We start from the raw sequence: 1,456 nt of genomic DNA, 5'->3' as shown, positions 1-1,456 counted from the left end.
GCGACGATCTCAGCCTCACCTTCCGCTTTCCGCGCGAGCTGCTGGCGAACTGGCCGGCGCTGGACGCGGCGATTGCCGCCAAGGTGGCGAGCATCCTGAAGACGGGACACTGAGGGCTGGCTCAACGCTTCTCCGCCTCGGGCGCCAAGACATTGTCTGGCATCGCGCTGCCAAGGCGCGCTAAAGATCTACCATGATGCCAGCCTATCTCGCCTTCGACCCGACCCGTCGCCGCCTGCATCTCGATCCGCACGAGCCGGCCTTCGTGCAGAACCCTTACGAGGCCTATGCCTTCCTGCGTGGCACCGCCAACGCCTTCTTCTGGGAAGACTACGGCTTCTGGTGCTTCGGCGGCTTTGACGACGTCAACCGCTTGCTGCGCGACCGCCGTTTCGGCCGCCAGAACCCGGCGGGGATTCCCGACAGCCGCGGCGTTGGCGAAGACCGCTCGCACCTCGTGGCCTTTGATGCGATCGAGGCCAACTCCATGCTGGAACTCGAGCCGCCGGTGCACACGCGGCTCAGAACGCTGGTAAACCGCGCCTTCGTCTCGCGCCAGGTCGAACGGCTCAGGCCACGAATCGAGGCCTTGGCCAACGAGTTGGTCGACCGCTTCGAGCCAGACGGCGTCGACCTTTTGCCGGCCTACGCCTCGCCTTTGCCGATCACCATCATCGCCGAGATGCTCGGCGTTCCAGTCGAGATGGGGCCGCAACTGCTCGACTGGTCGCACCAGATGGTCGCCATGTACATGCATGGCCGCACACGCGAAACCGAGGACACAGCCAACCGCGACGCACGCGATTTTGCCGCGTTCCTGCGCGGCTACGTCGCCGAGCGGCGCAAGAAGCCGGGCGACGATCTGCTTTCCCTGCTGATCGAGGCCCAGGACAACGGCCAGAGGCTGTCGGAAGACGAGCTGGTGTCCTCGGCCATCCTGCTTCTTAACGCCGGTCATGAAGCGACGGTGCACCAGACCGGCAATGCGGTGCGCTCGATCCTGGCGCAAGGTGGCGATCCGCGCCGCTTCTTCGCGACACCCGAGGCGAATGCCGCGACAGTTGAGGAATGCCTGCGCTACGACGCGCCGCTGCACATGTTCCTGCGCTATGCCTATGAGGAGATCGAAGTGTCACCAGGCATCGTGGTCAAGCCCGGCGAGGTGGTCGCGCTTCTGCTCGGCATGGCCAATCACGATCCCCAGGCTTTTGCCGAGCCCGACACCTTCAATCCGGCCCGCGCGGACCAGAAGAATGTCTCCTTCGGCGCCGGCATCCATTTCTGCATCGGCGCGCCGCTGGCGCGGCTTGAGTTGCAGGTCTCGCTGAAGACGCTGTTCGACCGGCTGCCGGAACTACGCCTGGCGGAGACGCCGCGCTTCCGCGACACTTATCATTTCCACGGGCTGGAGCGGGTTGCCGTGACTTTTTGATAGGCGAACCGACCCTGCCTAGAG

General features: G+C 64.8%; 1 protein-coding gene. It reads left to right on the top strand.

Going from position 1 to position 1,456, the window contains the following annotated elements; all coding sequences use genetic code 11:
• The first annotated feature begins 193 nt into the window (after nucleotides 1-193).
• The gene (locus EOA24_RS37785) at nucleotides 194-1,432 is read left to right on the top strand and encodes a cytochrome P450 (protein ID WP_126082855.1); all 1,239 of its coding nucleotides are present in this window, start codon (nucleotides 194-196) and stop codon (nucleotides 1,430-1,432) included.
• Nucleotides 1,433-1,456 lie beyond the last annotated feature (24 nt).

The organism is Mesorhizobium sp. M2A.F.Ca.ET.039.01.1.1 (assembly GCF_003998035.1).
Lineage (GTDB): Bacteria > Pseudomonadota > Alphaproteobacteria > Rhizobiales > Rhizobiaceae > Mesorhizobium.
The sequence above is the reverse complement of the archived record's forward strand: the minus strand, read 5'-3'. Positions and strand labels throughout refer to the sequence as shown.

What these genes read in the sequence shown, in the direction of transcription:
- EOA24_RS37785 (WP_126082855.1), top strand. Translation starts at nt 194, where the DNA reads ATGATGCCAGCCTATCTCGCCTTCGACCCGACCCGTCGCCGCCTGCAT.